Source organism: Aminobacter sp. NyZ550, assembly GCF_025628925.2.
Taxonomy (GTDB): domain Bacteria; phylum Pseudomonadota; class Alphaproteobacteria; order Rhizobiales; family Rhizobiaceae; genus Aminobacter; species Aminobacter ciceronei.
In genome coordinates, this window is the sequence record NZ_CP114190.1 from 1,501,111 (window position 1) to 1,524,629 (window position 23,519).

The following is a 23,519-nucleotide window of genomic DNA, read 5'->3' on the forward strand; positions in this document are numbered from 1 at the left end:
GCACAAAGGACGCTCCAGTTTCATAATCTGCGCATCGTGCTTTCCGAAAATCGACTGCGATTATCGGGTCGATGCGCTAGTAGCCTTCGCTGCCGGGCAAGGAGAAGATGTAGCCTTCGCCACGCACGGTGCGCAGAAATTTCGGGTTCGCCGGATCGTCTTCGATTTTCTTCCTCAGGCGCATGATGCGAATGTCTACGGCGCGTGAGGATTCGGGGTCTTCGGCAAAGCCGATGGCCTCGGAAATCGTGGTTCGGCTGAGCAGCCGGTTGGGCCGCGTCAGGAAAACCTCGAGCATGTCGAATTCGCTCTTGGCGAGATCGATGATGGCGCCACTGCTGCCGGTGACGAGGCGACCGTCGAGGTCGGCCTGGAACGGCCCGAAGGCGATGGTGCGGCGCGGCGGCTGGGCGGCCAGCAGCGACTGCCGGTAACTCTCGGGCTGCGGCACGCGCCGGATGACCGAGCGCACGCGGGCCAGAAGTTCGCGCAGTTCGTAGGGCTTGACCATATAGTCGTCGGCGCCGATCTCGAGGCCGACGATGCGGTCGAGAGCCGTGCCTGCGGCGGTGGCGTAGATGATGCCGATCGGCATTTTCGCTCTGAGCCAGCGGCCGAGCGACAGCCCGTCTTCGCCGGGCATGGCGATATCCAGGATGGCAAGCTGGAATTGTTCGGTTTCGATGATGCTGCGCAGGGCAGCGGCACTCTCGACAGCAGTCACGTCGAAGCCGTTCGCGCCGAGATATTCGGCGACGGCATCCCTCAGGTCGGGCTCATCTTCGACGATGACAATCCGAGCGCGCAGTTTAGTCTCGCCTCCGCTACCGGCGGAAAGTAGATTGGGTATAAACATGATGTCCAGCGATCATTTCAGGTGGGCAGTTGCCAATGGCTTCCTGCCTCGTTAGGGGCGATTTTGGGCTAGGGGCGAGGCGACTGGGGACCCATCCCCGGCCGAGCGCATCCCTGGGCATTTTCTTGCCACGGCAGGCGCCGCGCAGTCCGCGCCGGCAGGCCATGGTCGCACTGAGGCTGACGATGCGGGGTGGAACGTGGCTGGAAGATCGGTCGTAGCGCTTATCGCCATTGCGGAGGTGATTGCCTCCGACCTGACCGATCATCTCGAACGGCGCGGCCATGACGTGCGTTGTGCCAAGCGGCTGTGGGAGGCCGAGCCGCTTTTGTCGGCGAAGGGGATCGATGTCGTCGTTGTCGGCGACGGCGTGACGCCGGCCGAGGGGCGTGACCTGCTGCGCCGTTTCGGCGGCGAGGGCGGTCCCGACTTCGTGCTGATCTGCCGACCCGGTGAACTGGTCGACAAGGTGCTGGCGCTCGAACTTGGCGCCGCCGATGTCGTGGAGAGCCCTCTCGTGGTGAGGGAACTCGCCGCGCGCATCGGCGGCCTCCTCACGCGCCGGGGACGCGGCACGCAGGAATTGGTGGTGCTGGAGAATTCGACGGTCGACCTGCGCTCCGCACTCGTCATGCACAGCACCGGCGAGGAAGAGCAGCTGTCGCCCGGCCAGATCGCGCTGCTCAAGCTGTTCCTGTCGCAACCAAGGCGCGTGCTGACCCGCGACGACATCATGGCGGCGGCGCCGGCTGAAAGTGCCGATGCCTTCGACCGCTCGATCGACTCGCGCATCGTGCGCCTGCGCCGCAAGCTCGACACCGAAAGCATCACGACCATCCGGGGTTCGGGCTATCGTTTCGACCCCCCGACAAGGACGGCCGGCCAGGAGGCCGGCACAACCACTCCAACCGAAAACCCGAACTGATGACGCCGAGTTGACCAAAATGTCAGCTTGCCGGAGCAACGACCGCCGGCGCGGCCATCTCGACAATCGCCGTCTCTTCGGCATGGGCCCTGTCCTTGAGGAGCACGCTCGCTACGCCCGCGAAGCCAAGCAGCCCCTGGGCATAGAGCAGTGCCGAAAGCACCGATGCTGCGAATTGTCTCTTCATTGCAGTGGCCCCGTTTTCCGTTTCAGGGGTTCAATCAAAAATGGCTACCGAGATACCCGCGCCGCCTGACCTGCCGTGGACGGCGCGGGTATCCTGTCCTCGCTGCGAATGACGCGCGAGGGTCTGCTCACCCAGGCCAGGCACCCACGCCCATGGACCCGGCCGATGTGCAGAGTTGCGACGAACAAGGCTGCTGCGAAGAAGATGGCTGCGAAGGCCACCGGCGCCATGTCCTGCACCGGTGGCAATTCAGCTGCCATAGCGTTGCCCGGACTGGCCAGAAAGCCGATTCCTGACAGAATCGCCGTAGCGACGCCCACCCGCAGGAACCATCTCGCAGCCAGCCGTTTCGCGCTCATCCAACCTTCGCAACGTTCGTTTCGTCGTGGCTGAATGTGCCGGCCGGCTGTATCGGGAAGATGCCGCCGGATGGCCTTTAGTGCTTCCGAATGTTTCAAGGACGTTGCCGGGCCGGCCGGCGCTTGCATTGCGCTTTCAGCGGCATAACCCGACGTCATATCAAATGAATCATAAGCGGCGGCGGCCTGCGAGCGCTGCTTCAGCCCAGTTTGCGTCGCCGCGCGGCTGTTGCAAACCTAGGGACGTCAATGACTGCGAAACCAAACTTGGCAATTTGGAAACGAATATGAAACGTAAAGAATATCTAAACGAAATATGTCTGAAACACGGCTCTGGCAAAAGACGTCCATTCCGAAAATGCATTTTTACTGCCGGCGCGGCCGGCTCAAGGGGGACGTCATGAATTCCGAACTGAAGAAGCGCATCATCAACATTGCCGCCATCGCAATGACCGGCGCTGCACTGCTGCTGGCTGCCGGCCAGGGCAGCGCCTTTGCCGCTAGCAAGATCGTGGCGCGGGTGTCGATCAGCCAGCAGCGCATGCATGTCATCATCGATGGTCGATCGGCCTTCATCTGGAAAGTGTCGACTGCGGGCCGCGGCTATGTCACGCCGAAGGGCTCCTACAAGCCGACGCGCATGCACGAGATGTGGTATTCGAAGAAGTACGACAATGCGCCGATGCCGCATTCGGTGTTCTTCAATGGCGGCTACGCCGTGCATGCGACCAACCACATCAGCCGCCTCGGCCGCCCGGCCTCGCATGGCTGCGTGCGCCTGCACCCCGACAATGCGGCCGACTTCTACGAGCTGGTCCAGGCCTATGGCCCGTCCAACACCAGCATCCAGATCGTCAACTAGGCATTCGGGCCAGCCCGGGCGGGCGCGACCCGTCTCGGCTAAAGCGCGTTGTTGACAAACCAGTCGTAGGTCGAGCGGATGCCGCTTTCGAGTTCGATGCGCGGGCGCCAGCCGAGATGGGCGAGCTTGTCGCCGCTCATCAGCTTGCGCGGCGTGCCATCCGGCTTTGACGTGTCGAGGGCGATGCGGCCCTCGAAGCCGACGACACTCGCCACGGTCTCGGCCAGTTCGAGGATCGTTACGTCGGTGCCGGAGCCGACATTGACGTGCTGGTCGCCGGAATAGGACTTGAGCAGGAACACCATGGCGTCGGCGGCGTCGTCGACATGGAGGAACTCGCGCCGCGGCGTGCCGCTGCCCCAGATCGTCAGTTCGGCCGCACCAGACAACTTGGCCTCATGCGCCTTGCGGATCAGCGCCGGAAGGACGTGGCTGGACGTGAGATCGAAATTGTCGCCCGGGCCGTAGAGGTTGGTCGGCATCGCCGAGATGAAGTCGGCCCCATGCTGCTTGCGATAGGCTTCAGCAAGCTTGAGGCCGGCGATCTTGGCGATGGCGTACCACTCGTTGGTGGGTTCGAGCGCGCCGGTGAGCAGCGAATCCTCCGCGATCGGCTGCGTCGCGAATTTCGGATAGATGCAGCTCGAACCGAGGAACAAAAGCTTTTCCACGCCGATCTTGTGCGCGGCATGGATGACGTTGGTTTCGATCGCCAGGTTCTCGTAGAGAAACGCGGCGGGATAGGTGGCGTTGGCGAGGATGCCGCCGACCTTGGCGGCAGCGAGCAGCACCGCTTGTGGGCGGGTCTCGCCCAGCCAGGCCTCGACCTCGGCCTGCCGGGTCAGGTCGACGGTGTCGCGCCCGGCGGTGATGACTTCGCAGCCTTCCCGTGCGAGGCGGCGCATAAGCGCTGAGCCGACCATGCCGCGGTGTCCGGCGACCCAGACGCGCTTGCCGGCGAGCGGATAGAGGATGTCAGCCATTGCTGCGCTCACCGGTTTTTGCCAGCGCGAGACGATCTTGTCGAACCATCTCGGCCACCAACTGGTCGAAGCTGGTGTTGTGGTGCCAGCCAAGCGCCTGTCGTGCCTTGGAGGCGTCGCCGAGCAGATAGTCGACTTCGGTCGGGCGGAAGTAGCGCGGGTCGATCTCGACGAGAACGCGGCCGGTGGCGCTGTCTATGCCGGTTTCGCCGACACCCTCGCCGCGCCATTCGATGCTGGTGCCGATCTCAGCGAAGGCCTTTTCGACAAAGGTGCGGATCTTGTGGGCTTCGCCGGTGGCGAGCACATAGTCGTCGGGCTTGTCCTGTTGCAGCATCATCCACATGCCGAGCGCGTAGTCGCGGGCATGGCCCCAGTCGCGCCGGGCGTCGAGATTGCCGAGATAAAGCCGGTCCTGGATGCCGGCCTCGATCGCCGCCACGGCGCGGCTGATCTTGCGGGTGACGAAGGTTTCGCCGCGCAGCGGGCTTTCATGGTTGAACAGGATGCCGTTGGAGGCGTGGATGCCATAGGCTTCGCGGTAGTTGGCGACGATCCAGTAGGCGTAGAGCTTGGCGGCGGCGTAGGGCGAGCGCGGGGCGAAACCTGAAGTCTCGTTCTGCGGCGCCGGGATGTTGCCATAGAGCTCGGAGGTCGAGGCCTGGTAGAAGCGCGTCTTGCCGACGAGACCGAGCAGGCGGATGGCTTCCAGCAGCCTGAGCGGCCCGAGCGCATCGGAGTTGGCGGTGTATTCGGGCGTCTCGAAGCTGACCTGGACGTGCGACTGGGCGCCGAGATTGTAAATCTCGTCCGGTTGCGTTTCCTGCACGATGCGGATCAGGTTGGTGGCGTCGGTGAGGTCGCCATGATGCAGGATCAACCTGGGGTCGGCGACATGCGGGTCTTCGTAAAGATGCTCGATGCGGCCGGTGTTGAAGGACGACGAGCGGCGCTTGATGCCGTGGACGACATAACCCTTCGATATCAGGATCTCGGCGAGATAGGCGCCGTCCTGTCCGGTTACACCGGTGATCAGCGCCACCTTGCCGTTCTTTGCCGGCGCTGATTTCTGCTCGTTCGACATTCCGTTTCCTTGCCCGATTCCTGCGGTTCCTGCGTGCGGCGCACCCTAGAGATGTTGAGTGCACTGCGAAAGAGGCGGCTTTGGGGTCATGCGCCGAGTGCGCTTTCCCGGGCATTTCTGCATGTTTTGCCACAGCAACATTTTGTGCATTGCACGGCAGTGCATATTTGCGGCATGCAAGGGTTGTCCAATCGAGGTTGATGAAGCCAGCATTGGCAAAATTTGGCCATTTCAGACGAAATCATATGTTTTGCACGCCTGTGCAAATTTTTGCAGAATCTGGATTGACATGAACGTACCGTCGATGGAATGAATATGCCAACAGGCACGGGAATGTGTCGCACCGCCGGGAGGCGGCGGTGGTGTCGGAAGCAGGACGGGTGAGGTGTGTCCGGGCGGCTCAAGCTGCGGGGCGCAAGGTCCGCTTCGAGGCGCCCAACGGAGGAGAATTCATGCTCATGCCATCGCATGCAGGCCATGCAGTGCATCTGCGCCGGGTCGTCCCCGGTGACGTGTGCAGCAGCCATGACGGAATCTGCCGGCGGGGCGTGACCTCGTGAGCGGCCAATCGCAGAGTTCTGTCCAGACGGTGGTGAAGCCGGCGACCGTAACCCACGGGACTGTGGCTACCCTGAAGTCGCCGACCCGCTCACAGCGCCTGCGCTACCGGACCAAGGTGGCGCTGCGCGAGCCGACGACGATCATTGGCGTGCTCGCCGCGGCACTGTTTGCCTATCTCATCGTGGTGCCGATCATCTCGATGCTGTCGGATGCGATGCGGGTGCAGTTCGGCGACGAACGCCGCATCAAGCAGGATGTCGGCGAACTGACCTGGTACTACATCGACCGCGTCTTTCTCTCGCGCATCTCGCACGACCTGTTCTGGGAGCCGCTGGTCAACACGCTGAGCGTGGCGGCCGGCGCTATCACGCTGTCGATGCTTGTCGGCGGCACGCTTGCCTGGCTGCTCAGCCGCACCGACATGTTCGGCCGCCGCTGGTTCGCCACCGCCCTCATCGTGCCCTACATGCTACCGGCCTGGACCTTCGCACTGGCCTGGACGACCCTGTTCAAGAACCGAACCGTCGGCGGACAGCCCGGCTGGCTGGAATCGATCGGTTTTTCGCCGCCCGACTGGCTGTCCTACGGCCAGTTGCCGGTGACAATCATCCTGGCGCTGCACTACTCGCCCTTCGTCATCCTTTTGTTCGGCAACGCGCTGCGCCGCTTCGACTCGCAGCTCGAGGACTCGGCCCGGATTCTCGGCGCCGGCAGGCTGACGGTGGCCCGCAAGATCATCATGCCGCTGATGCGCCCATCGCTGATGTCGGCGATGGTGCTGATCTTCGCCAAATGCCTCGGCGAGTTCGGTGTGCCCTACGTGCTCGGCCTGCCGGTCAATTTCGACGTCCTGGCGACCTCGCTCTACCAGAACATTTCGTCGCGCCAGGTCGGCGTGGGAGCGGTGCTGGCAGGCGCCATCATGCTGATCGGCATCATCACCATCACCATCGATGCCCGGCTGATGCGCGAGGCGCGCCGCTTCGTCACCATCGGCTCGAAGGGCTCGATGAACCGGCTGAGCCCGCTCGGCATCCTCAGGCTGCCGGCGACCGGCTTTGCCGCGCTGATGTTCCTGCTCAGCGTCGGCCTGCCGATCGGCACGCTGTTCCTGTCGACTGTGATGCGGGTGCCCGGCCAGTTCAACCTCGACAATTTCACGCTCGACTACTGGATCGGCACCAACCTCAACACGGTGGCGCTGCAGACCGGCATCCTGCTCAGCCCGGATCTTTGGAACGCAGCCTGGAACAGCTTGCGCATCGTCGGTGTCGCCTCGATCACCTCAGGTATCCTCGGGCTGCTGGTCGGTTATGTGGTGGCGCGTACCCCGGTGAAGCCGCTCGGCACCTTCCTGCGCCAGGTGACGTTCCTGCCTTATCTGGTGCCCGGCATCGCCTTTGCAGCTGCCTATCTGTCGCTGTTTGCCGTGCCGCGCGGGCCGATCCCGGCACTCTACGGCACGACGCTGATCCTGATGCTGGCGCTGATCGCCGACCAGATGCCCTATGCCTCGCGCGCCGGCATCGCCGCCATGACACAGCTCGGAAAGGATCCGGAAGAGGCGGCTCAGATCGCCGGCGCCGGCTGGTTCCGCCGCATGATCTCGATCGTCATTCCGATCCAGAAGGGGTCGCTGACGACGGGCATCCTGTTGCCCTTCATCTCGGGCATCAAGGGCCTCAGCCTGTTCGTCGTGCTGGCGGTTCCTTCGACCGACGTGCTGACCACCTATTCGCTCCGGCTCGTCGACTACCACTACACGCAGGCCGCCAACGCCGTCGTGCTGATCATCGCCGGCCTCGCCTATTTCGGCGCGCTGCTCGGCCAGAAGCTCACCAAGACCAATCTCGCGCAAGGACTGGGGAACTGACATGCCGAAGATCAACCTGAGCGGCGTCGAGAAGAACTACGGCGGCAACTCGGCCAACGCGGTGGCCGATCTCGATCTCGAAATCGGCGATGGCGAGTTCATGTGCCTGTTGGGCCCATCCGGCTGCGGCAAGACCACGACATTGCGCATGATCGCCGGGCTGGAGCATCTGACGGCGGGCGAGATCCGCGTCGGCCAGCGTGTCGTCGATTCGGTCGTCGATGGCGTGTTCGTGCCGCCGGAAAAGCGCGAGATGGGGTTGGTGTTCCAGAGCTACGCGCTGTGGCCGCATCTGACCATCGAGCGCAACACCGACTTCGGCCTGCGCCTGCGCAAAATGCCCAAGGCCGAGCGCGAGCAGCGCGTCGACCAGGTGATGAAGACACTTGGCATCGAGAAGTATCGAGATCGCTATCCCTCGCAGCTGTCTGGCGGCCAGCAGCAGCGCGTGGCGCTGGCCCGCATGCTGGCGGTCAATCCGGAGGTGCTTTTGCTCGACGAGCCGCTGTCCAACCTTGATGCCGCTCTTCGTCTCGAGATGCGGGCCGAGCTCAAGCGGCTGCACCGCGAGTTCAAGACCACCATCGTGTTTGTCACCCACGACCAGTGGGAGGCAATGACGCTGGCCACCACCATCGCGGTGATGAGCGAGGGTGAGCTGCAACAGGTCGGCACGCCCAACGACATCTACGACCGGCCGGCCAACCGCTTCGTGGCGCAGTTCGTCGGCAATCCGCCGATCAACATCGTTGAGCTGGGTGATGGAAAATCGGAGGTGTCGCAGCTCGCCAATGCCTATCTCGGCGCGCGTTTCGCTGAGTTGCGCGACGCGGGCTCGATCGGCATCCGACCGGAGGCGATCCGGCTGGCTGATGCCGAGCGCGGCGTGGCCGACGGCGCCGTTGCCGGCCAGGCCGAGGTGACCGGCATCCTGCCCACCGGCGGCAGCTGGATCATCGAGCTCACCGCTGGCGGCGAGAAGCTGTTCATGACCACGCACCAGTCGCCGGAGGTCGAGGTCGGCGAGGCCGTGACCTGGTGGGCCAAATCAAAGGCGCTGCATGTCTTCGACAAGGCAGGCCAGCGCATGGAGGTGGCCGACAGGCTGATGCGGCCGGCGAAGCTGCATTGAGCAGAATTCCCTTCGGGCGGTGGAGGACTGCCCCGGGGCGAAGCAAGCAGGACCATCGGGAACGACACGGCCGGCATGGCGCCGGCCTGACAAGGGAGGAGAGAATGAGCAGGGATTTCAGTGTGAAACGGCTCCTGGCGGCGACGGCACTGGCTGCCGCTGTCGGATCGTTTGCCGGCGCGACACAGGCCGAGGAATTCGACCTCAACGCGCTGGTCGAGGCGGCGAAGAAGGAACCGCCGATCAATGTCTATTCGAGCACCGGCAAGATCGTGAAGCAGGCCGAGGCCTTCACCAAGAAGTACGGCGTGCAGGCGACCGGCACCAAGGCCAATGCCGCGGCGCAGCTGGAAATGGTGATCCGCGAGGGCCAGGCCAAGAACGTGCAGGGCGACGTCATCCAGATCAGCGACGTGCCCGCCGGCGTGGCGCAGTTGGTGCCGCAGGGCTTCGTCGAGAGCTGGCTGCCGCCGGATCTCGCCGCCAAGATCCCGGCGCAGTACCAGAACCCGCTGACCGTCTCCAACGAGGCCAACGTCTTTGCCTACAACACCCAGCTCAACGAAAGCTGCCCGGTCAAGAACATCTGGGAGCTGACGGAGGCCAAGTGGAAAGGCAAGCTCGCCATGCAGGACCCGCTCAACAAGGCGTCCTATGTCGACTGGTTCAACCAGATGGCGACCAACGCCGATGACAAGGTGGCTGCCGCCTACAAGGAGTATTACGGCAAGGATCTCGAAGCGGGTGAGGACGGCGCTACCGGCGCCTGGGTCAAGGCGCTCGCCGCCAACGGCCCGTTGCTCACCGATGCCGACGAGGCAGCTGCCCAGGCGGTCGGCGCTCCCGACCAGAAGGAGCAGTTCATCGGCCTGATCAGCTCGGCCAAGTTCCGCAACAACCAGGACGTCGGCTCCAAGCTTGGCCTGTGCAAGGATTTGAAGCCCTTTGCCGGTTGGATGTATCCGAGCCTCGGCTTCATCGCCAAGGGCACCGACAGCCCGAACGCATCCAGGCTGTTCATCCACTATCTGATGACCGAGGAGGGCATCGCCCCGCAGGCGGCCGACGGCAAGATGTCGACCAACAGCGACGCCAAGCTGCCCGACGACGAACCCTCTGGCATCGGCAAGGTGCTGGACCAGATCTTCCCCTACGACTCGGCGTCGGCCCAGAGTGACTGGGACGCGCGCCAGGATTGGCAGGACCTCTGGCGCATCAACTACAAGAAATAGCGCTTGCGATTGTCGCGCCCGGCACTGACGCCGGGCGCGTTTCAGCCGGATTTTTGGGGAGGAAACGATGAAACCGGCATTTGGAACGAGCAGGAAAGTTGCACTGGCAACGACGGCGCTGGCCGGGCTGATGACGGCCATGGTTATGGCGTCGGCTCCGGCGCGCGCGGAAACCTTTGACCTCAACGCGCTGGTCGAGGCGGCGAAGAAGGAAGCGCCGATCAATATCTATGACAGCACCGGCAAAATCGTCGAAATGGCCGAGAACTTCACCGCCAAATACGGAGTGAAGGCAACCGGCATCAAGGTGTCGGCGAGCGCGCAGCTCGAGATGATCGTGCGCGAGGGCCAGGCCAAGAACGTCAAGGGCGACGTGGTGCTGATTACCGACGCGCCAGCCGGCCTGGCGCAGTTGCTGCCGCAGAAATTCGTCGAGAGCTACCTGCCGCCTGACATGGCCGACAAGATCCCGGTCAAGTTCCAGAACCCGCTGGCGATCACCACCAATGCCGCTGTCTGGGCCTACAACACCGAGGCCTACGATGCCTGCCCGGTGAAGAACATCTGGGAGCTCACCGATCCCACGTGGAAAGGCAAGGTCGCCTTCTACGATCCGCTGTCGAAGGGCACCTATCCCGACTGGTTCAACCAGACTGCGACGCATGACGACGACAAGATGAAGGCTGCCTACAAGGCGCATTTCGGCAAGGAGATCGAGGTCGTTGAAGACAGCGCGACGGCTGCCTGGGTCAAGGGCTTTGCCGGCAATTCGCCGCTGCTTGCGGATGCCGACGACGCGATCTCCGAAGCTGTCGGTGCGCCCGGCCAGAAGGAACCGTTCTTTGGGCTGATGAGCTCGGCCAAGTTCCGCGACAATGCCGACAAGGGTTTCAAGCTCGGGCTCTGCGAAGGGCTCGATCCCTGGCCGGGCTGGACCTATGTCAAGCTCGGACTGATCGCCACCGGCACCAAGAGCCCGAACGCGGCCAAGTTGTTCATCCACTACATCCTGACCGCGGAGGGCATCGCGCCGCAGGTGAAGGACGGCAAGCTGCCGACCAATCCCGACATCGGCCTGCCTGCCGACGAGCCGTCGGGCATCGGCAAGGTGCTGGACAAGCTGCAGCAATACGACGCCTCGACCGCGCTCGAAGATTGGGACGCGCGCCAGGATTGGCAGGACCTCTGGCGCGTCGCCTACAAGAAGTAGTTTCCCGGTGGGCTAGGGACGGGGCCCTTCTCCTTCGGCTCCGTCCCGCTTTTTTCCCTTGGCCCGCTTTCATCGGGACAACTGGAGACGTGATGATGTCTGACAATTCGGGGCGAAAGCTCGCGCCACCCAGGGCATTGCTGCTCGACTTTGGCGGCGTGATCGTATCGACGACGCACCTGCCTGGCTGGCGGGAACGGCTGGCCTTGCATGTGCATGGCCTGCTCGTCCAGGCCGGCGCTCAGGTGTCGGCACTTTCGGTCGAGCAGATCACCGCCGACATCAAGGCCGGCGGCATCGCCGACTCGCACTGGAAGGATGCGATGTCGCGACCGCTTGCGCCGCGCGAGCTGCGCCACGAGGAATTCTGGGGCGACTTCGTCGCCGGCGACTGGCCGCAGCAGGCGCGGGATGTCGTCGTGGCCGAGGCCTACGACCTCTGCCGCAAGATGGGCAACTGGAAGAGCGAGCGTGTATTGCGCAACGGTATGCTCGACCTGCTCGACGCGGCAGATGGCGCAGGCGTGCCGGTCGGCATCGTCAGCAACGCGCTGTGCGGCCAGGTGCATGTCGATTTTCTCGACGTCCATGGGCTGACCGGGCGCTTTGCCGTGGTCATCCACAGCGACGAGGTCAAGATGCGCAAGCCGAACCCCGAGATGATCTGGCTGGCGACACGTTCACTCGGCATCGAGCCGGAGGCGGCGTGGTATGTCGGCGACAATTTCGACCGCGACGTGCTGTGCGGCAAACGTGCCGGCATTGGCGGCAACATACTGATGGAAGCCAAAGGTACATACGACCTGCCTTATGACCTCAAGCTCAAGCCGGATGCCATCGTGGCGGATCCTGTCGGGCTGCTCGGCCTGTTCCGCGAAGCCGGGCGCGGGATCGCGGCATGACGAGCATCGAAGAGTCGAAGCGCCTGCGGACGGTTGCCGAACAGGCAGCACAGCTGATGCGCGAGCCGTTGCTGGCGGGGTTCCGCTCCAACATGGATGTCGATTACAAGGTCGACCTGCACGACGTGGTCACCAGGCACGACAAGGAAGCCGAGGTGGCGATCCGCGCCTTCATCCTAGACGCAGTCCCTGACTCGATCGTTGTCGGCGAGGAGGCAGGTGAGAGCGGCGTCGGCCGGGTACGCTGGTATGTCGATCCGATCGACGGCACCTCGAACTTCGCCCGCGGCTTTGCCTTCTGGTGTGTGTCGGTCGGCGTGGCGATTGACGGCGCGGTCGTTGCCGGCGCGGTCTATGATCCTGTCGCCGGGAACCTGTTTGCGGCCGACCTGACCGGAGCCTGGTTGAATGGTGAGCTGTTGCGCTCGCGCGCCATAGCTGACGAACGGCAGGCGACGCTGATCACGGGCTATCCGGTGGCGCGTGATTTCAGGCGCGATGGGCACGAGCAGACGCTGGCCAATTTCGGCGAGTTGGTCGAGACATTCTCGACGCTGCGGCGGCCGGGCAGCGGTGCGCTCAGCCTCTGCCATGTCGCTGCCGGCTGGGTCGATGCGTCAGCCGGCTTCGGCTCCAATCCCTGGGACGTGGCGGCAGCGGTGCTGATCCTCACACAGGCCGGCGGCAGCTATCACCCGCTGACCCTTGGCAAGGTCGATGCCGGCGTGCCCGACTTCATGTGTCCCGGTTATGTCGCACTCGGGGAAGGTGCCGACTATCCGACGTTGATGCGGGTGGCGCGGCGCATCTCCGACGAACGCGATGCAGCCCGTGCGCGAGACGCCGCATGATCGTTGGAACGCGTGTGCATCGATGTCAGATCACGGGCTTTCTGCGCTTCTGTCGACTGCAGAAATATTATCCAACTTAATGCGTTGACGATTTTGCACAGCTGTGCAATCTGACGTCAACCACACCACAGGCGGCATAGAAATGACGGTTCACGCAACAGCCACCACTGCAGATACCGGCCTCGACCGGCGTGCAGCATTCTGCCGTGACATTGCGCGTTCGGCGGGCGCGGTGGCGCTCGACGGGTTCACCAATCGCGTGGCTGGTTTCGACATGAAGGGGCCGCAGGATTTCCTGACCGAGACGGACGCGGCTGTGGAGCGGCACCTCAAGGCGCGTCTCGCCGAAGAATTCCCCGAGGACGGTTTCCTCGGCGAGGAAGGCGGCGGGGCGATCAAGGCGGACATCTGGGTCGTCGACCCGATCGACGGCACGGCGAATTTCGCCCGCGACATTCCGCATTTCTGCATTTCGATCGCTTTCGTCAGCAATGGCGAGACCGAGATCGGCGCGATCTACAACCCGGTGTTGGACGAGCTGTATTTCGCCCGCCGCGGACATGGCGGCACCCGCAATGGCAAGCCGTTGTCAGTTGCCAAGACGCGCGATTTCGATGCTGCCTGCGTCGAGTTCGGCTGGTCGAATCGCAAGACCAACACGCGTTATCTCGACGTGCTCTCCAACATCCTCGAGCGCGGCGCCAACGTCCGTCGCGGCGCCTCGGGCGCGTTGGGGCTCGCCTATGTCGCCGATGGCCGCTCGGATGCCTATGCCGAGCTCCACATGCATGCCTGGGATTGCCTGGCGGGGCTGCTGATGGTCAGGGAGGCCGGAGGCGTCGTCGCGCCGTTCCTTTCGGTCGGCGGCTTGACCGAGGGCGGGGCCGTTCTGGCTGCGGCGCCCGGCGTGGCGCTCGGCATGAGCGAGGCCACCGGCATCGCGCTCGAGGCCGGCAAGTGAGAGTCCCAGATACCCTCAAGCGTCAAGGCCGCCAGATGGACAGCAACAGCCCGCGATATGAGCGCCCGGCGCTCAGCCTGATCGAGCGTGACATCGCCGGCTACGGCATCGACATCTATGTCGGCGGCATGGACGGCGCGGGCGACCTCGAACTGCTCAGGGAAAAGAACATCACCACGGTGGTGAACTGCGCCGTCAATCTCGACTTCAACTACGCCACCGAGCCGTTCGGCGAAGGGGAGGCGGCTGACGCGATCTACGGCATCGGCGCCGTGCGCTACTACAAGCTCGGCCTTATCGATGGCCACGGCAATCCCGAGACCATGATGCTGTCCGGCTTCTACCTGCTGCGCGGAGCGCTGAGCCAGGTGCTGCCTGACAAGGTCACCTACAAGCGTCGCGAAAAGGGCAATGTGCTGGTCAACTGCCGTGGCGGCCGCAGCCGCTCGGTGTCGCTGGTGGCGCTGTTCCTGCATGTCGAGATGCCGGCCAAGTTCCCGACGCTGGATGCAGCGCTCGACCATGTGCGCACCCGGCGTGATTTGCGCCGCGACGAATGGCATGAAGCGCCCAAGCCGATGCTGGTCGAGGCCGCACGCAAGGCAGCGCAATGGATCGCCATGATTGACAAGGGCTTGCCTGCGCCGGCCCTGGCCTCCAAGGACTGACGGCGCGCTCGTTTTGCTGTGAGACTGACATGAAGATTGCCGTCATCGCCGACCCGCATTTCCACGACATCGACAATCGCCAGAGCGTGGGGCGTGGGGACAGGGTGGCGTTGCGGACGCTGGCCGACACCAATGCGTCGACGCGGGTGTTCAACGAAAGCTTCCATGCCACACACGCACTGCTCGACGACATCGTCAGGCGCGGCATCTCGCTTGTCATCATCGCCGGCGACCTGACCGATGACGGCCAGCAGTCGACGATGGCCGCGGCGACGGCGCTGCTTGCCGAGTATTCCAGGCGCTTCGGCCTGCGCTTCGTGGCGACGCCCGGCAATCACGATCTCTATGCGATCCACGGCCGCCACCAGAGCAAGCGCTTCCTCAACCCGGACGGATCGCACATGCTGGTGACGAGCGATCCCTTGGCGGAGCAGGGCGGCTCGGTCGAGCGCATCGTCTCGGACGACATGTATTGCGGCGGGTATGGCGCAGCTATCCCGGCACTGGGTGATCTCGGCTTCTTCAGGCGCGACGGCGACCTTCATTGGGAATGCCCGTTCGGCACCGACGACAGGCTGGAGGCGCGGACCTTCGAGATCGTGTCCGGGGATGGGCAGACGATGCGGCGGATGATTGACGCCTCGTTCCTCGTCGAACCGGTCGAGGGGCTGTGGCTCTTGTCGATTGACGCCAATGTCTTCGAGCCGAAGAACGGCGACCTCGATCCGACGCTGGAGAAGAGTTACCACGACAGCACGGACGCCGGCTGGAACGCGATGCCGCGCAACAAAGGTTTTGTCCTCGACTGGATGAAGGACGTTGCTGCGCGCGCCGAAGCGTTGGGCAAACGGCTGGTCGCCTTCTCGCACTACCCTGTTATCGACCCGCTCAACGGTACCTGGGCGGACGAGGCGAGGCTGCTCAACGACACCAGTTTCCTGCGCCGCACGCCGCGGGCGGAGGTGTCGAAGGCGGCAGCTGCCACAGGCATCAACGTGCATTTCAGCGGCCACCTGCATATCAACGACACCGCCGTCTTCCGCGACGGCGACGACTGGCTGGTCAACATCGCCGTGCCGTCGATGGTCGGCTTTCCACCGGCCTACAAGGTCGTAGAGATGTCCGGCGAAAGACTTGAGGTCGAGACGGTGGTCGTCAGCGACGTGCCGTCATATGACATTGCCTTTGCCCTCTATCGTGTCGAAGCGGAGCAGGAGGGAACGTCGGCTGCTGTGACCGAAGCGACCGGCCATGCCGATTTCCTCAGCCGGCATCTCGCCGAGATGGTCAGGCACCGTTACCTGCCCAAGGAGTGGCCGCAGGACCTGGCTGCGCTCGTGCCGCAGCTTTGCCTCGGCGACCTGGAGATGCTGGCGAGGACCGTGGCGCCGCTGACTCCGAAAGATCTACCCTCGGTCGTTGCTTCGGTGTCCAGAACCGGACCGACGAAGCTGCAGGACTTGCCGTTCTTTGAGATGATCGTCGACTGGTACAGGCTGCGCAAGGGCCGCGAGCTGGCGCTCGACTTCATCGAGCCCGCGCGCATCGCGATCTATCGTCATCTCGCCGCGCGTTTCGCCGCCGGCGCCTGGCCGGCGGGAAGCCTTCAGGACAGGCTGGCATCGTTCATGCGGATGCTGAGCGACTGGCTGGCCAGTGCCCCGTCACGCGACTTTTCCGTCGACCTCGCCACTGGCGAGGTGATGCCAAGGGATCATTTGGGCCGTACGGTCCGGCGCCAGACCGGGTCGGCGTGAAAGCTGACGCTGCCGCCACGCTGGCGCAGCGGATCCTCGCCGTCGAGCAGCATAGTGATGTGATCGGCCACCTGCACGATCGGTTGGCGGAAGGTGGTCAGCTGGTATGACGCCCAGCCTGCCTGCTCGATGTCGTCGAAACCGACGACGCAGAGTTCCTCCGGCACATTCATGCCGAACTCGACGCGTGCCGCATCCATGAAACCGCAGGCCAAAAGGTCGGTGACGCAGAAGGCGGCGTCCGGCCGGTGCGAGCCGCTGAGCAGAAGTCGTCCGGCCTCGAAACCTGCGCCGTAGCCGGTGGGGCCGGCGCGCGTGATGGTAACATCCAGCCCCGCTTCACCAGCGGCCGTCTCGAAGGCGCGCTCGCGCGCCACCAGGCTCGGCGTTCCGGCCTGCGACGACACCACGGCAATGCGCCGGCTGCCGGCACGGTGCAGCATGTGGAAGGCCTCGCGGGCGGCCGCCGCATTGTCGACGCTGATGTTTTCCGGCCCGTCGAGATGATCGTCGCGGTTGATCAGGATGACATGTTGGCCGCTGTTGAGGCAGGTGTTGATCAACGATGTCGGGGGCGTGCCCGACAGGACGACCGTCGCGTTGGCGCGGTAGTTCAGCGTCTGGCGCAGCGCTGCTTCGACACTGTCTGTGTCGCCAGAGGTGTTGATGACCATGGCGACGCGGTTGATCGCCTGCAGGCGCCGGGTGATCGCGTCGATCAGGCGCGAATGGTAGGGCGTGTTGATGTCGGCGCCGATGAGGCAGACGATGCCGCTGTCCTCATGGATCAGGCTGCGGGCGAGGTGATTGACGTGGTAGCCGAGCGTTTCGGCGGCCTCGAGCACCTTCTTGCGCGTGGTTTCGGAGACGCTGGCGCCGTCGGTGAAGGTCCGGGACACGGCCGAGCGTGAAACGCCGGCCAATTCGGCGACCTGCTGTGCGCTTACGAATGACCTGCCCGGCTTGAGTTCGGACATCGGCGGCTCCAGTTTGGGTCGGTCGTCGACCGCATTTGGCTGCTTGCACAAATGTGCAAGGACTGTTCCCCTGATACAATCGGATCGGGCAGTCTGCAATCCTGGAACCGGAATCTTGCAATGTCGGCGAGCCGAATTCCCCGCCGCCCGCTGTCAGGCGGCGACGGGTTCGGGCTGGAGGAGATCGGCGAGCGTGAGATTGCGGATCAGGGTCGACAGCTCGGGCTCGTCGATGAGCACGGCCGCGTCGGTTGGCGTCAGCCAGGCGCGTTGGCGGGCACCCGCTTCCTGCCAGGCTTCAAGCTCCTCGGTCACCTCGATAAGATAGGCCGTGACCACGACGTGGACGAAGCTGGTCGACAGCCGCTTCCAGTAGCAATAGCTGCCTGCGGGCTTTTTCAGGGCTTTGCCGCGCACGCCGGCCTCTTCGCGCGCCTCGATCAGCGCGGCCTGGCGCCCGCTCTTGCCCTTCATCGGCCAGCCTTTGGGGACGATGAAACGGCGCGTGCCGCGCGACGTCACAAGCATGACCTGAAGCTCGCCGCCCTCGTTCACGCGGAACGGGATAGCAGCGACCTGGGCAATGCGCTCGCCCTTGCTCGCCTTGCGGATGGTCTTCTTGTCCTTCGGCATTTTCGCCCGTTCATTTCCTTTGTCGGTATGAAGCACTGTCGGCTTCGATTGTATCGCCTCGGCCCGTTAGGGTTCATGACGCTCAAGATAGTGCAATGAACACGATTGCAAAATGCGCAAAAAGCACTCACTCTGCAAGTGACCAAAGCGACAACAGATCGTTAGACGGCGAATAATTGTGTGGAGGGAATCGAGATATGAAAACTGCCCTTTTGCGTTCGGCCGCGCTGGCCGGGTTGATGATGGCCGGCGGCGCGTCGGCGCATGCTGAAAGCCTGACGCTCTATTGCAGCGCCGACGAGGCCTGGTGCCAGCAGATCAAGACCGGCTTCGAGGAAAAGACCGGCATCACCGTCGATATGACCCGCAAGAGCTCGGGCGAGACCTATGCCCAGGTGCGCGCCGAAGCGAGCAACCCCAAGGGCGACGTGTGGTGGGGCGGCACCGGCGACCCGCATCTGCAGGCAGCCGAGGAAAACCTGACCGAGGAATATGTCTCGCCGATGCGCGGCGAGTTGCACGACTGGGCGATCAAGCAGGCCGAGGCGGCCGGCAACAAGACGATCGGCGTCTACTCTGGCGCGCTTGGCTTCGGTTACAACAAGGACTTGCTCGCCAAGAACGGCTTGCCTGAGCCGAAGTGCTGGGCCGATCTGACCAAGCCCGAATTCAAGGGCCAGATCCAGATCGCCAACCCGAATTCGTCGGGCACCGCCTACACGACGCTGGCGACGATGGTGCAGCTGATGGGCGAGGATAAGGGCTTCGAGTTTATGAAAGCCCTGCACAAGAACGTCAACCAGTACACCAAGTCGGGCTCGGCGCCGATCAAGGCCGCCGGCCTCGGCGAGACCACCGTCGGCATCGTGTTCATGCATGATGCGGTGGCGCAGACGGCCGCTGGCTTCCCGATCGTGACGGTCGCCCCCTGCGAGGGCACCGGCTACGAGATCGGCTCGATGTCGATCATCAAGGGCGCGCGCAATGCTGAGGCGGCCAAGAAGTTCTACGACTGGGCGCTGTCCGCCGACATGCAGGGCAAGGCCAAGGACGTGAAGTCGTTCCAGCTGCCGTCGAACAAGGCGGCGACCGTCTCCGAGCTGACGCCTGATCTCTCGACGATCAAGCTGATCGACTACGACTTCAAGAAGTACGGCTCCAGCGAGGAGCGCAAGCGGCTGCTTGGCAAATGGGACATGGAGGTCTCCTCGCTGCCGCAATAATCCATGCGCTCCCGCGACGTAAGCGGCCGCCTGCATCCGACCGTCGTCCTCTGGACGGTGGTCGGATTGCTCGGCTTTGCCGTGCTGCCCTGGTATGGCGTCGAAGACGGGTTCTTCGGCTTTTCCTGGCTGTTCGAGGGTTATCCGCTCGACAGCGAGTTCGCACCGGTGCTGATCCTCAACCTCAAGGGTGAGAAGCTGTGGCTGGCCCCGCTCGGTCTGCTCCTGGCCGCGCCGCTGTTCTTGTGGGGGCGGACGAAATCCGATCCGATCTTCGGCAAGCTGCTGGTTGCGGTCGGTGCCGCGGGTTTTGCCTGGCTGCTGTTCCAGGGTTTCGCCATCGGCTTGCGGGGCTGGCAGTTCGGCTGGCTCGAAGGACTGTTCGGCGAGCTTGGCGATCGCCAGTTCGGCATGGGTTATGGCGCGCTGCTGGTCGGCCTCGCCTTCCTGTTCCTGTTTTCCGTCGGTCTTGCCGCGCGCGGCGCCGTCGGCGGCGACGTCTTCGTCGTCTCGACAATCGCTTTCGTGGTGGCGGCGGTCGGCCTTTTCATCTTCATGCCGATTCTGCAGATGCTGGCCAATGCGCTGGTCACCGAGGACGGCGGCTATTCGGTCACCACCTTCCTCGGAAAGCTGTTCAGTCCGCGGCTTTGGAGCCTCGACTGCCTGGCCGGCGGCAGCCGCTGCGGCGTCGCCTGGAACTCGCTGTTCCTCGCGGTGCTCGTCGGGGTGCTGACGACGGTGCTCGGCCTCGTCTTTGCGCTGATGGTGACCCGCACCGGCTTCCGCCATGGCAAGCTGCTGCGCGCACTGACGGTGCTGCCGATCATCACGCCGCCCTTCGTCATCGGCCTCGCCATCATCCTGCTCTTCGGCCTATCCGGTGCTGTCACGCAGACCTTTTCGGAGCTGTTTGGCATCCAGCCGACGCGCTGGATCTATGGCCTGCCGGGCCTGTTGATCGCGCAGCTGCTCGCCTTCACACCGATCGCCTTCCTGGTGCTTATCGGCGTCGTCGAAGGCGTCAGCCCGTCAATGGAGGAGGCGGCACAGACGCTGCGCGCCAATCGCTGGCAGACCTTCTGGACGGTGTCGCTGCCGCTGATGCGACCGGGCCTCGCCAATGCCTTCCTGCTCGGCTTCATCGAGAGCATGGCCGACTTCGGCAACCCGCTTGTGCTGGGCGGCAATTTCGACGTGCTGTCGACGGAAATCTTCTTCGCCATCGTCGGCGCACAGAATGACGAGGCGCAGGCAGCGGTGCTCGCCATCGTGCTGCTCGTCTTCACGCTGCTTGCCTTTTACGCCCAGCGTTTCTGGCTCGGCAAGAAGTCGTATACGACGATGTCCGGAAAGGGCGATGCTGGCGTTCATCCGCAGCTGCCCGCGGGCCTCAAGCGCGCCGTCTACGCCACGGCTGGCTTCTGGGTCGCCTTCACCATCTTCGTCTACGCCACCATCTTCTACGGCAGCTTCGTCAAGCTGTGGGGCGTCGATCACAGCCTGACCTTCGCCCATTATGTGAAGGCATTCGCGGTGGGCTGGAACGAGTTCGGCATCCACTGGAAGGGCTCGGCCTGGAGCTCGTTCTGGACGACTTTGCAGATCGCCTTGATCTCGTCGCCGCTGACGGCGGCCGTCGGCCTGCTCACCGCCTATCTTCTGGTGCGGCAGAATTTTGCCGGCAAGAACGCTTTCGAGTTCGGCACCATGCTGTCCTTTGCCATTCCGGGCACCGTCATCGGTGTGAGCTATGTCATCGCCTTCAACGTGCCGCCGATCGAGCTGACCGGCACCGGCATCATCCTCGTTCTGTCCTTCATCTTCCGCAACATGCCGGTCGGCGTGCGGGCAGGGGTGGCGTCGATGTCGCAGATCGACAAGAGCCTGGACGAGTCATCGCTGACGCTGGGCGCCAATTCGTGGCAGACCTTCCGCAAGGTGGTGCTGCCGCTGCTCCGGCCGGCGATCGTCGCAGCACTCGTCTATTCCTTCGTGCGCGCCATGACGGCGATCAGCGCCATCATCTTCCTGGTCAGCGCCCGCTACGACATGTCGACGAGCTACATCGTCGGCCGTGTCGAAAACAACGAGTACGGTATCGCGATCGCCTATTCGGCGGTGCTGATCGGCGTCATGCTGGCGGTGGTCGGGCTGATGCAGCTGCTTGTCGGTCGCCGCAACATCGGTCGCCGTGGCCATGAACTCTCGCAGTCGCGCACCAATGTGAGCCAACCGGCATTTTCGGGAGGGAGCTGATGATCAAGAGCAACGCCGCTTCGGTGGAGTTTCGCGCGGTCACCAAGGTCTACGGCAAGAGCCCGGCGCCGGCGGTCAACGACGTGTCTTTGTTTGTCGAGGCAGGCAAACTGGTGACGCTGCTCGGCCCGTCCGGCTGCGGCAAGACGACGACTTTGCGCATGATCGCGGGGCTGGAAATGGCGACGCGCGGACAAATCCTTATCGGCGGGACCGACGTTACGCATCTGCCGGCGACCGACCGCGACGTGTCGATGGTGTTCCAGTCCTATGCACTGTTTCCGCATATGACGGTCAATGAGAACGTCGAATACGGGCTGAAATTCTCCGGCTTCGCCAAGCGGGAAATCGGCGATCGTGCCCGCGCCGGGCTCGAACTCGTCGGCCTCGGGGGGTATGGCAACCGTCTGCCGAGCGAGCTGTCCGGCGGCCAGCAGCAGCGCGTCGCCGTGGCGCGGGCGCTTGTGCTGGAGCCGCAGGTGCTGCTGTTCGACGAGCCACTGTCCAATCTTGATGCCAAGCTCAGGCGCCGGGTACGCGAGGAAATCCGCGACATCCAGACCAAGCTCGGCCTGACGGTAGTCTACGTCACCCATGACCAGGAGGAGGCCTTGGCCGTCTCCGACCGCATCATCGTCATGAACAATGCCGTCATCGCCCAGGACGGCACGCCGCGCGAACTCTACGACGCGCCGGCGGATGCCTTCGTCGCCGACTTCATCGGCGAGGCCAACATCTTCGATTGCGATATCGCCTCGGTAGAAGGTGAGCTTGCCACTGTGCGGCTAGGCGGTTTCGAAACGCAGCTCGACGCGCGCGGCATGCGGCCGGGGCCGGCGAAGCTGGCGGTGCGGCCAAGCCGGATCCAGATCCGGGCGGTGGGCGCGCCGAGCACCATTCCCGGGAGGCTCGATAAGGTCACCTATGTCGGCTCCGACCTCGAGTTCATGATCGGCACCGAGTTCGGCGAGGTCTTTGCCGTGTCGCCCGACGTCGATGCGCCGTTCGTGCCGGGGCAGGACGTTGGCGTGGGGTTCGCCGCACGGGGACCGGTGTTGATCAGGGCCTGAGGTTGCCTGTTGCACCGAAGCGCTTCGCTTGAACACAGTTGCCATGCCGTGACCAAGACCTTGCCTCAGGAGACCAGTCTAGACGGGTTGGTCTCAGATGAAACTCTGCGCTGCCGCCGCCACTGCGAGGTAGCGCAGCAGCTTGGCGGCCCCGACCAACCCCAGAAAACTCCACAACGGCTCTTTCAGCATGCCGGCGATCAAGGTCAGCGGGTCGCCGATAACAGGCACCCAGGAGAGCAGCAGCGACCAGCGGCCGTAGCGGTGGTACCAGGCCTCGGCGCGGGCGAGAGCGCCCGGACTGGCGGGAAACCAGCGGCGGTCCTTGAAGCGCTCGACCTGGCGGCCGAGCAACCAGTTGACGAGCGAACCGAGCGCGTTGCCGAGGGTGGCGACGGCGATCAGCAGGGCGAGCGAGTAGCCGCCATTGACGACCAGCCCGGCGAGCAGGGCTTCGGACTGGGCGGGCAAAAGCGTCGCGGCGGCGAAGGCCGCGACGAAGAGGCCGCCATAGGCGGCGAGGCTGGTCATCGAAAGCCGGCTACTGGGTGACGCGGCCGGACAGGCCGTCGATGATCGGGCAGTCCGGGCGGCTGTCGCCATGGCAGTTATGCACGAGGTGGCGCAGCGTGTTGCGCAGCTCGGTCAGCTCGGCGAGCTTGCGGTCGATCTCGGTAAGCTTGGTCTCGGCAAGGGCCTTGACGTCAGCACTTTCGCGCTCCTTGTCGCCATAAAGCGACAACAGCTGGCGGCATTCCTCGACCGAAAAGCCGAGGCTGCGCGAGCGCTGCAGGAAACGCAGGCGGTGCACGTCCGACATCGAATAATCGCGATAGCCGTTGTCGGCGCGGTCGGGGCGCAACAGGCCGATGTCCTCGTAATAGCGGATGGTCTTGGCCGGCAGGCCCGACTTTTCCGAAGCGGTACCAATGTTCATCTGTCACTCCTTGCGCA

The 23,519-nt window shown here is 63.9% G+C and carries 22 protein-coding genes; 14 read left to right on the forward strand and 8 right to left on the reverse strand.

What is annotated here, in order from left to right; translation table 11 throughout:
- Positions 1 to 76 precede the first annotated feature (76 nt).
- The gene (locus N7E70_RS07500) at positions 77 to 856 is read right to left on the reverse strand and encodes a response regulator (RefSeq protein WP_154385668.1); all 780 of its coding nucleotides are present in this window, start codon (positions 854 to 856) and stop codon (positions 77 to 79) included.
- A gap of 199 nt (positions 857 to 1,055) precedes the next feature.
- Here N7E70_RS07500 and N7E70_RS07505 point away from each other — a divergent pair, with 199 nt between their 5' ends.
- Entirely contained in the window at positions 1,056 to 1,781 is a 726-nt protein-coding gene (locus tag N7E70_RS07505) for a response regulator transcription factor (RefSeq protein WP_067957358.1), read from the forward strand.
- Positions 1,782 to 1,803: 22 nt separating this feature from the next.
- Here N7E70_RS07505 and N7E70_RS07510 read toward each other — a convergent pair whose 3' ends face one another.
- The gene (locus tag N7E70_RS07510) at positions 1,804 to 1,968 is read right to left on the reverse strand and encodes a hypothetical protein (protein ID WP_169808315.1); all 165 of its coding nucleotides are present in this window, start codon (positions 1,966 to 1,968) and stop codon (positions 1,804 to 1,806) included.
- A gap of 759 nt (positions 1,969 to 2,727) precedes the next feature.
- Here N7E70_RS07510 and N7E70_RS07515 point away from each other — a divergent pair.
- The gene (locus N7E70_RS07515) at positions 2,728 to 3,189 is read left to right on the forward strand and encodes a L,D-transpeptidase (RefSeq protein WP_192314132.1); all 462 of its coding nucleotides are present in this window, start codon (positions 2,728 to 2,730) and stop codon (positions 3,187 to 3,189) included.
- Between the two features lie 38 nt (positions 3,190 to 3,227).
- Here the strand turns inward: N7E70_RS07515 and fcl are convergent, their stop codons facing one another.
- Entirely contained in the window at positions 3,228 to 4,172 is a 945-nt protein-coding gene (gene fcl, locus N7E70_RS07520; RefSeq protein ID WP_263005977.1) for a GDP-L-fucose synthase, read from the reverse strand.
- Positions 4,165 to 5,256, reverse strand: coding sequence for a GDP-mannose 4,6-dehydratase (gmd, locus tag N7E70_RS07525; RefSeq protein ID WP_263005978.1), 1,092 nt, complete (start codon positions 5,254 to 5,256; stop codon positions 4,165 to 4,167). Before gmd ends, fcl begins: the two co-directional genes overlap by 8 nt.
- A gap of 592 nt (positions 5,257 to 5,848) precedes the next feature.
- On the opposite strand from gmd, the gene N7E70_RS07530 reads away from it, so the two are divergent.
- The 9 genes from N7E70_RS07530 to N7E70_RS07570 all read left to right on the forward strand — a co-directional run bounded on the left by N7E70_RS07530 (position 5,849) and on the right by N7E70_RS07570 (position 16,403).
- Positions 5,849 to 7,690, forward strand: coding sequence for an ABC transporter permease (locus tag N7E70_RS07530; protein WP_371746554.1), 1,842 nt, complete (start codon positions 5,849 to 5,851; stop codon positions 7,688 to 7,690).
- 1 nt (position 7,691) lies between these two features.
- The gene (locus tag N7E70_RS07535; protein WP_263005979.1) at positions 7,692 to 8,822 is read left to right on the forward strand and encodes an ABC transporter ATP-binding protein; all 1,131 of its coding nucleotides are present in this window, start codon (positions 7,692 to 7,694) and stop codon (positions 8,820 to 8,822) included.
- A gap of 104 nt (positions 8,823 to 8,926) precedes the next feature.
- Positions 8,927 to 10,054, forward strand: coding sequence for an ABC transporter substrate-binding protein (locus tag N7E70_RS07540; protein ID WP_067957376.1), 1,128 nt, complete (start codon positions 8,927 to 8,929; stop codon positions 10,052 to 10,054).
- Positions 10,055 to 10,121: 67 nt separating this feature from the next.
- The gene (locus tag N7E70_RS07545) at positions 10,122 to 11,264 is read left to right on the forward strand and encodes an ABC transporter substrate-binding protein (protein ID WP_263005980.1); all 1,143 of its coding nucleotides are present in this window, start codon (positions 10,122 to 10,124) and stop codon (positions 11,262 to 11,264) included.
- 92 nt (positions 11,265 to 11,356) lie between these two features.
- Positions 11,357 to 12,166 (forward strand): HAD family hydrolase, encoded by an 810-nt coding sequence (locus N7E70_RS07550; RefSeq protein ID WP_263005981.1) that lies wholly within the window; start codon positions 11,357 to 11,359, stop codon positions 12,164 to 12,166.
- A complete protein-coding gene (locus N7E70_RS07555; RefSeq protein ID WP_263005982.1) occupies positions 12,163 to 13,017 on the forward strand; it encodes an inositol monophosphatase family protein in 855 nt (284 codons plus the stop codon). The genes N7E70_RS07550 and N7E70_RS07555 overlap by 4 nt, the downstream gene beginning before the upstream one ends.
- A gap of 142 nt (positions 13,018 to 13,159) precedes the next feature.
- The gene (locus N7E70_RS07560; protein WP_263005983.1) at positions 13,160 to 13,978 is read left to right on the forward strand and encodes an inositol monophosphatase family protein; all 819 of its coding nucleotides are present in this window, start codon (positions 13,160 to 13,162) and stop codon (positions 13,976 to 13,978) included.
- Positions 13,979 to 14,013: 35 nt separating this feature from the next.
- Complete coding sequence (locus N7E70_RS07565; RefSeq protein WP_263005984.1) at positions 14,014 to 14,646, forward strand: dual specificity protein phosphatase family protein; 633 nt, start codon at positions 14,014 to 14,016, stop codon at positions 14,644 to 14,646.
- Positions 14,647 to 14,675: 29 nt separating this feature from the next.
- On the forward strand, positions 14,676 to 16,403 hold the full coding sequence (locus N7E70_RS07570; protein WP_263005985.1) for a metallophosphoesterase family protein: 1,728 nt from the start codon (positions 14,676 to 14,678) through the stop codon (positions 16,401 to 16,403).
- On the opposite strand, the gene N7E70_RS07575 is transcribed toward N7E70_RS07570, so the two are convergent.
- Both N7E70_RS07575 and N7E70_RS07580 read right to left on the reverse strand, forming a co-directional pair.
- Positions 16,361 to 17,380, reverse strand: a complete 1,020-nt coding sequence (locus tag N7E70_RS07575; protein WP_182573793.1) for a LacI family DNA-binding transcriptional regulator — start codon at positions 17,378 to 17,380, stop codon at positions 16,361 to 16,363. The two genes, N7E70_RS07570 and N7E70_RS07575, sit on opposite strands and share 43 nt — an antisense overlap.
- Positions 17,381 to 17,533: 153 nt before the next feature.
- Positions 17,534 to 18,013, reverse strand: a complete 480-nt coding sequence (locus N7E70_RS07580) for an NUDIX hydrolase (protein WP_154385658.1) — start codon at positions 18,011 to 18,013, stop codon at positions 17,534 to 17,536.
- A 197-nt stretch (positions 18,014 to 18,210) separates the two neighbouring features.
- Between N7E70_RS07580 and N7E70_RS07585 the strand changes: the two genes are divergently transcribed.
- The 3 genes from N7E70_RS07585 to N7E70_RS07595 are packed head-to-tail and all read left to right on the forward strand — an operon-like array spanning position 18,211 to position 22,565.
- The gene (locus N7E70_RS07585; RefSeq protein WP_182573794.1) at positions 18,211 to 19,236 is read left to right on the forward strand and encodes an ABC transporter substrate-binding protein; all 1,026 of its coding nucleotides are present in this window, start codon (positions 18,211 to 18,213) and stop codon (positions 19,234 to 19,236) included.
- Positions 19,237 to 19,239: 3 nt separating this feature from the next.
- The gene (locus N7E70_RS07590) at positions 19,240 to 21,495 is read left to right on the forward strand and encodes an ABC transporter permease (protein ID WP_154385656.1); all 2,256 of its coding nucleotides are present in this window, start codon (positions 19,240 to 19,242) and stop codon (positions 21,493 to 21,495) included.
- Positions 21,495 to 22,565 (forward strand): ABC transporter ATP-binding protein, encoded by a 1,071-nt coding sequence (locus N7E70_RS07595; protein ID WP_185910313.1) that lies wholly within the window; start codon positions 21,495 to 21,497, stop codon positions 22,563 to 22,565. Before N7E70_RS07590 ends, N7E70_RS07595 begins: the two co-directional genes overlap by 1 nt.
- Before the next feature lie 93 nt (positions 22,566 to 22,658).
- On the opposite strand, the gene N7E70_RS07600 is transcribed toward N7E70_RS07595, so the two are convergent.
- Both N7E70_RS07600 and cueR read right to left on the reverse strand, forming a co-directional pair.
- The gene (locus tag N7E70_RS07600; protein WP_154385654.1) at positions 22,659 to 23,096 is read right to left on the reverse strand and encodes a YqaA family protein; all 438 of its coding nucleotides are present in this window, start codon (positions 23,094 to 23,096) and stop codon (positions 22,659 to 22,661) included.
- A 10-nt stretch (positions 23,097 to 23,106) separates the two neighbouring features.
- Positions 23,107 to 23,502, reverse strand: a complete 396-nt coding sequence (cueR, locus tag N7E70_RS07605; protein ID WP_154385653.1) for a Cu(I)-responsive transcriptional regulator — start codon at positions 23,500 to 23,502, stop codon at positions 23,107 to 23,109.
- Between the last annotated feature and the right edge of the window lie 17 nt (positions 23,503 to 23,519).